This window comes from Verrucomicrobium sp. BvORR106, from assembly GCF_000739655.1.
Classification (GTDB): Bacteria; Verrucomicrobiota; Verrucomicrobiia; order Verrucomicrobiales; family Verrucomicrobiaceae; genus Verrucomicrobium.
In genome coordinates this window covers 62,248-69,181 of record NZ_BATR01000007.1, presented here as the reverse complement: position 1 = coordinate 69,181, position 6,934 = coordinate 62,248, and the positions used below count along the sequence as shown (strand labels likewise).

General features: G+C 60.3%; 5 protein-coding genes and 1 pseudogene. 2 read left to right on the top strand and 4 right to left on the bottom strand.

Translation table 11 applies throughout. The features are described from left to right. A pseudogene (locus BV106_RS01225) lies at positions 1–838 on the top strand (hypothetical protein); the annotation flags it as partial. Positions 839–1,872: 1,034 nt separating this feature from the next. Here BV106_RS01225 and BV106_RS01220 read toward each other — a convergent pair. The 4 genes from BV106_RS01220 to BV106_RS01205 all read right to left on the bottom strand — a co-directional run bounded on the left by BV106_RS01220 (position 1,873) and on the right by BV106_RS01205 (position 4,981). Next, positions 1,873–3,054, bottom strand: a complete 1,182-nt coding sequence (locus BV106_RS01220; protein WP_038159244.1) for a PQQ-dependent sugar dehydrogenase — start codon at positions 3,052–3,054, stop codon at positions 1,873–1,875. A gap of 44 nt (positions 3,055–3,098) precedes the next feature. Further along, the gene (locus BV106_RS01215; protein WP_038159241.1) at positions 3,099–4,001 is read right to left on the bottom strand and encodes a TIM barrel protein; all 903 of its coding nucleotides are present in this window, start codon (positions 3,999–4,001) and stop codon (positions 3,099–3,101) included. 119 nt (positions 4,002–4,120) lie between these two features. After that, on the bottom strand, positions 4,121–4,363 hold the full coding sequence (locus BV106_RS01210) for a hypothetical protein (RefSeq protein WP_038159238.1): 243 nt from the start codon (positions 4,361–4,363) through the stop codon (positions 4,121–4,123). A 114-nt stretch (positions 4,364–4,477) separates the two neighbouring features. Continuing rightward, positions 4,478–4,981, bottom strand: coding sequence for a hypothetical protein (locus BV106_RS01205; RefSeq protein WP_038159236.1), 504 nt, complete (start codon positions 4,979–4,981; stop codon positions 4,478–4,480). A 97-nt stretch (positions 4,982–5,078) separates the two neighbouring features. Here BV106_RS01205 and BV106_RS01200 point away from each other — a divergent pair, with 97 nt between their 5' ends. Beyond that, complete coding sequence (locus tag BV106_RS01200) at positions 5,079–6,917, top strand: alpha/beta hydrolase-fold protein (RefSeq protein WP_038159233.1); 1,839 nt, start codon at positions 5,079–5,081, stop codon at positions 6,915–6,917. Positions 6,918–6,934: the final 17 nt, after the last annotated feature.

The following is a 6,934-nucleotide window of genomic DNA, read 5'->3' as shown; positions in this document are numbered from 1 at the left end:
GAACTATGACCCCTGGTCCGGTCCTCGTGAAACGGCGCCGATCATGCGCGAGAAGTTCCACTATGACTGGCACTGGCAGTGGGCTTACGGCAACGGCGACATCGGCAACCAAGGCCCGCACCAGCTCGACGTGGCCCGCTGGATGATCCACAACCCTGAGAAGCTGCCGACCCGCGTCATGAGCTTCGGCAACCGCTGGGGTTATGATGACGACGGCCAGACCGCCAACAACCAGATGGCGCTCTATGATTACGGCAAAGGCTCCGTGCCGATCCTCTTCGACAACCGCGGTCTTCCCAAGGCCGACATGAACTGGCAGGCCGGGTTCGAGCCCGTTTACAAGAGCGTGGTGCGCATCGGCAACGTCGTGCATTGCGAAGGCGGCTACATCGCTGAATCCAAGGCCTACGACAACGAAGGCAAGTGGAATGGCCAGAAGTTCGCGATCCAGGACGGCCCGGATCACATGAAGAACTTCATCCTTTCCATCCAGGCGGGCAAGCTGGTGAACCCGAACCTTCATGTGTCCCACGGCCACCACGCTGCGGCGCTGGCTCACATCGCCAACATCTCCTACCGCCTTGGCAAGAAGGTGGCTCCGTCCGAAATCAAAGAGCGTCTCCAGGGTGACAAGTTCGCCCTCGAAACCTTCGAGGACTTCGCCGCCAACCTCTCCGCCAACAAGATCGACATCGGTGTGGATCAGGCGCAGGTCGGCCCCTGGCTGACCCTGAACCCCGACACCCTGCAGTTCGAAGGCGAATTCGCCGCCGAAGCCAACAAGCTGGCTACGGAAGACGTCTATCGCGACGGCTTCAAGCTGACGGAAATCGCGTAAGCGGTCTGCCTGTTTGGTAGTTTGCTAGAACTTCGTAGAGCGCCCCGGGAGACCGGGGCGCTTTTTTTGGGGGTGGGGATGGATCCGTATGTCGAAGGCATTTCAGACTGTAGCCAGGGGGCGAGGGAGTGAAACGAGCGAACACCCCTGGATTGCTGACCCCTGTGACTTGTTGTACCCTAAAAGGGGTGCCAGATGCAGTCGCCGCCGTGAAGAGCCCCCATTCTGGCACCCCTTCAGGGTGCAGGTAATAACCGGGCTTTTCCAGGGGCATGGGCTCGCAAAGCTCGCCCGGCCCCTGGCTACCTTCTGCTATGCCTTCAGCATGGCGTTGGACGGATGGTCCGGTCCACCCAAAGGTCATAGGCTCGCAAAGCTCGCTCGGCCCCTGACTACCTTCTGTTGTGCCTTTGGCATGGTGTTGGGTAGGCGATACGGTCTCGCCAAGAAGTCACAAACGGCCCTGTTTCTCAAAAGGCGTTGGGATGGGCGGGCATGTTTCCTGACCTCTCCCATACGCGACTGCCGACCAGCTGCTGGATCCGTATGCCGAAGGCATAAGAGAAGGTAGCCAGGGGTTGAGCGTAGCGATACCCCTGGAAAGCTGACCCCAGTGATGTGTACCCTGAAAGGGTAACAGATTCAGTCGCTGGCGTGGAAAGACCTACTTCTGGCGCCCTTTCAGGTTGCAGGGAATAACATGGCTTTCCAGGGGCATGGGCTCGCAATGCTCGCCCGGCCCCTGGCTGCCTTCTGTTATGCCTTCGGAATGCAAGGCCCCGTAGTTGGCGGTGTGGCGTTGCGCCTTTGTTGACTCATGAGGTTCGATGACGATGATGAAATTGCGAGGTGAATGTTGAGGGGCGCGTTCTGTTTGCAGCGACTTCGTCGCCAGATGGTGGAAGTGATCAGTAACTTGAGTGACCCTCAGCCTGCAATCCCTGTTTCCTGAATACTCCTCACCCCCCCAAAAAAAAGAGGCGGTGCACTGCACCGCCTCTTCCGTATTCGAAACTCACTGACTATTCAGGCGTTTACTCCTCTACCCGAAGGATCTTCCCGTTCCAGTCGAGCACGAGGATCTCCTTGTTCAGGTCTTCGCAGAAGGCGCTGGGTTTCATCAAACCCTGGCCCTTGGGGTTGAGCGGGGCCTGGAAGATCAGCTCGTTGCTGATGACCTTCTTGCCGGCCTTGTCATACTTCAGCGCCCAGATCTTGCCGAAGGCCCAGTCACCGTAGATGTAGGCACCTTTCAGCTTGGGCAGCTTCTCACCGCGGTAGATGAAGCCGCCGGTGATGCTGATGCCGTCGGAGTGCGGGTACTCGTGGATGGGTTCGATGAATTTGGCATCGGCGGGCGGGGCATCCGTGCGGATGGGGAAGGGGCGGGCGCCTTCGCGGTAGCTCCAGCCGTAGTTGCCGCCTTTTTCGATGAGGTTGATCTCCTCCCAGATATCCTGGCCCACATCGGCGCACCACAGGGTGCCGTCCGCATCAAAGCTGAGGCCCCACGGATTGCGAAGTCCCAGGGCATAAATCTCGGGGCGGGTGCCGTTGACGTTGATGTATGGGTTGTCCGCAGGCAGGCCGTACTGGCGGCTGCCCTGCTTGGAGTTCACGTCGATGCGCAGGATCTTGCCCAGCACGGAGAAGACGTTCTGTGCAGTACGCGTCACGTCGTCGCGTTTTCCGCCGTCGCCAAAGGCGATGTACAGGTAGCCATCGGGCCCGAAGAGCAGGTTCCCGGAGTTGTGGTTCCAGAAGGGCTGGGGCACCTCCAGGAGGATGCGCTCGCTCTTCAGGTCCACCTGGTCAGGGTTGCTCTCAGACACCTGGAACTCACTGACGATGCTGCGCTTCGGGTCCTGCTGGGAGTAGTAGATGTAGAGCTTGCGGTTCTTGGCGAAGTCAGGGTGGAACGCGAGGCCGAGCAGTCCTTCCTCGAACTTGCCGTCCTTGGCCTCCATGGCACGGTCGGTCAAGTCCAGGAACACCTTGGCATCGGCGGAGGACTCGTCCTTGGGCAGCACGAGGATTTTGCCACGCTGCTGAAGCAGGAAGAGACGGTTGCTGCCGTCTGGCGGGATGACTGCGCTGGTGGGCAGTTCCGTGGCGACGTTCGGATAGGCGGGCTTCAGCGTGTAGGCGCTGGCGTCGACGGCCAGCAGTCCCACGGCGAGGGCGGACAGGAGGGTGGGTTTGAGACGTGGTTTCATGAAATAAATAACTGGAGGGAAATGGGAGTGAGTGCGGGGGTGTGTCAGCCCACATCGCAGAGGCTGACGGCTTCGCGGAGGCCCACCATGGGGTCCTTGGTGGGGATGAACTCGTGGCCCACGTAGCCGGTGTAGCCGATCTCGAGCAGCTTCCGCATGGCGGGCGGGTAGTTGATCTCCTGGTCCGCGCCGATCTCACAGCGGCCGGGATTGCCGGCGGTGTGAATGTGACCGATGATGTCCTTGCAGGACTCCAGGCGGCGCAGGATGTCGCCGTGCATGATTTGCACGTGATAGATGTCGAAGAGGAGCTTCATGTTGGGCGAGTCCACCCCACGCACGATCTCCGCGCAGTAGTCGATGTTGTCGCCCTGATAGCCGGGGTGGCCCTTCATCTCTGCGGAGTCCCGGGTGTTGAGATGTTCGATCAGCAGCACGACGCCCTTCTTCTCGGCGTGGCCGATGATCTTCTTGTAGGCCTCAATGCAGTTCTTCTTGCCCTGCTCCAGGCTGACCACGCCACCGCCCTGGGCAGTGGTGTCGGCAAAGCCGGTGAAGCTCAGCACGTTAGGGTTGCCGTACTCGGCACACTGGTTGATGCGCTCCTCGATGACCTTGAGGTTGGCGTCCCAGAAGGCGGGCTGGTTCATGCCTTTGACAAAACCGTGAGCCCCGACGTAGGCGCACTTGAGGTCATTGGCCTTCAGCAGGTCCCAGTGTTGGGGAGCCAGACCTTCCACACTCACGCAGCCCAATTCCTTGGCGGCCTTGATGGTGTCCTCCACCTTCCACTTGGAGCCTCGCTCAAAACACCAGTGCACGATGCTTTGTTTGAGCTTCCCGTGCTTGAGGGGGGACTCCGCGGCAGCCGGAGAGGATTTGGGGGCGAGGGCAGCCAGGCCGGAACCAGCGGCCATCCAGCGGAGTGTGGAGCGTCGTGAGGGCATGCAGTGAGAAAGAGAAAAAGGTGCGCGCCATTCTAAACGCGCCAGCCCGGCCGCCTCAATCTTTTCTCTTTTTTGCGCAGAGCATTCTGCGACTGCTGGTGGGAGTACCGCTCGGGAGCCTACTTGGCGCTCTTCTCGGCGATTTCCTTGAGGTACTTGGCCGAATCCTTCTCGAAGTTCTTGAGGCAGCCTTTGCAGCACAGCTTCACTTCCTGTCCGTCTTTCACAAAGGAGTAGGGCTTGCCCATGGTGCCCAGGCCTTCACCGGAGACGGGGCAGGTGTTGAGCGTGTAGGGCTTGGGATCGGCTCCAAAGGCGGTGAGGGTGGCCAGGGTGAGCAGAAGGAAAAGGGAGGCTTTCATCGAGCGGAATACGGTTGAAACGGAGCGGGAGATGAAGTGGAACGTGCCCAGAGGCGGGATCTGTGCAGCAACTTCCGCGCCGCAGTCAAAACCGCACGGTACCCACGGGAGTTCCTACGGGGCCACGGGGGTGGGAAGGCCCCACGTAGTGAGTGTATAGGGGGTGGGGGCATCCAGTCGGCTCCAGCTGACGCTGACCAAAGTCTGCGCCAGCTTGACTTCCGGAGTGGCGCGAGACACCAGGGCGGCATGGCTCGGGAGAATGGCCCCAGATCGACCGCACAGGCGCATCTCACGATCGATGAGCGCCATTCGGGATGAAGTTGCTGGGGTGGGGTTGCCCTCGCCAATCAGCAAGATCCGTCCTGGCACCAGCTGACTTGCCACCCACTGTTGTACCATGGTGAGCCCCCCTTCATTGTAAACGCGATCCAGCGTCTTGTGGAACTCCTCCTGGGTACCCAGATCCAACGGCGGCAGGTCGGTAGGCGGTACGACGGTGACTTCCCCGGCAGATGGCCCCTCCCACGGCAGGTATCGCTGCACCATGGAGATCGCGACGACCACCATCATGAGGCCCCCAAACAGGAACACCACCGTGCTGAAGAACTTTGGCATGATCGTGGAGGTGCCTCTGGTTACTTTGTTGCTGGAGAATTGGACACAGGCGCGCTCAAATTGTTGGAGGGAAAGCGGGGATGCGCCATGCTGCGGCATGCGCCTTCCGCTCCTCACTGCTGTCTTGCTGGCTTCTGCTCTGCCTGTCGCGCAGGGGGCGGATGATTACAAGCCCGGCCCCGACTCTCTCCCTCAATTGGGGGTAGCCAAAGGGATGATGGTGAAGGACACGTTCACCAGTCACTCCATTTTTCCGGGCACGGAAAGGGAGGTGTCCATCTACCTTCCCGCGGGCTTGGACCGGTCAAAGCCGTCGCCCTTCATGGTCTTTCAGGACGGCGTGATCTATCAGGCTCCGATCGTCCTCGACAACCTGATTGCCCGGAAGGAGGTCCCGCCCCTGATCGGAATTTTCATCAAACCCGGGGTGGTGCCTGCGGCTCATGATCAGGCACTGTCGCGGTTCAATCGCAGCCACGAGTACGACAGCGTCACAGACGACTACGTGCGCTTCCTCCTGGAGGAATTGCTGCCGGCGCTGGAAACGAAGCATCAGCTCAACCTGAGCAAGGACCCCAATGCTCGCGCCATCGCAGGCAGCAGCAGCGGTGGCATCTGCGCCTTCGTGGCAGCGTGGCATCGCCCCGATGCGTTCCGCCGTGTGTTCACCAACGTGGGCACCTACGTCGGCATTCACAATGCCGATCAGCTTCCCGTCCTCGTCCGTAAGGTGGAGCCCAAGCCATTGCGCCTGTTTCTCCAGAGCGGCACGGGGGACAATAACCTCTATTGTGGTGACTGGTGGATGGCCAACCAGATGATGGAGCGGTCCTTCATCTGGGCGGGTTATGAAGTGAATCACGAGTGGGGTGAAGGTGGGCACAACCAGAAGCACGCCACCACCCTCTTCCCCGAGGCCCTGAAGTGGCTGTGGAAAGGGTACCCAGAAGAGCCGGTGAAAGTGAATCCGCGGGGAGACTCCAAGTGGAAAGGTTATGAGGTGGTGAAAGCGGATGTGCCGTGGACGGAGGTGCCGCTGCCGGAAGGGTTCGACAAGGCCCAGACCATGACTGCGAACGCGGCAGGCGAGGTCTTCTTCACTGGCCGAGATCTCCAGGTGAAGAATCCTCAAGGAGATGGGGTGCTGTCTCAGCAAGGCCTGTGGAAACTGAGTTTGGATGGGAAATTCTCACCATTTGGAGGCGCATGGGCGGAGGCTCGCAGTGCTCAAGTGGGGCGTGATGGCAAACTTCGCGTGGCGGGCTGGAGCCGTCTCGCCACCAACGAGGATCAGTACCAGATCGCCAGTCTCAATGGACAGGGGGAGCCGGTTGCCGATGAAGCGGTCAGCATCGCGAAATCCCACGATGCCCGATTTCCTGGCCACATGGTGGTGACTTATTCAGGCTGGGTCATCTATACAGGGTGGGTCGGAGGCGATGCTGGCATCTCGGTTGTGTCGCCACAGGGAGAGGCGTTGCATCTCTCCAGTCGTCAAATCGGGGGCCGCCCTCTGCGTCTGACCCTGTCTCCTGACCAAACCTTGCTGTACGCGACCGGTCTTGATCGCGATGAGATGATCACCGCCTATCAGCTCCGGGCAGATGGAATGCTCAAGTTTGGCCAGCCATACTTCCAGCTCCAGCGGGATCCCGCTTCGCGCATGGGCGACGTTGATGCGGAAGGCCTGTGCGTGGATGCAGAAGGCCGCCTCTATGTGGCCACACGGATGGGCATTCAAGTGTGTGATCAGGCTGGCCGGGTGAACTTCATCATCCCCACCCCGGCTCAGCCTTATGACGTCTGCTTTGCCGGCAAGGATCTGGAAGAGATCTACATCGCCTGTGGGGATCGGGTTTATAAAAGACCGGCCAAAGTCCGGGGCGTGGTCAGTGGCCAGCAGGCCCCGATCAAACCCGCCGCTCCCAAGCTCTAGCCGCACGATCCGCTGCT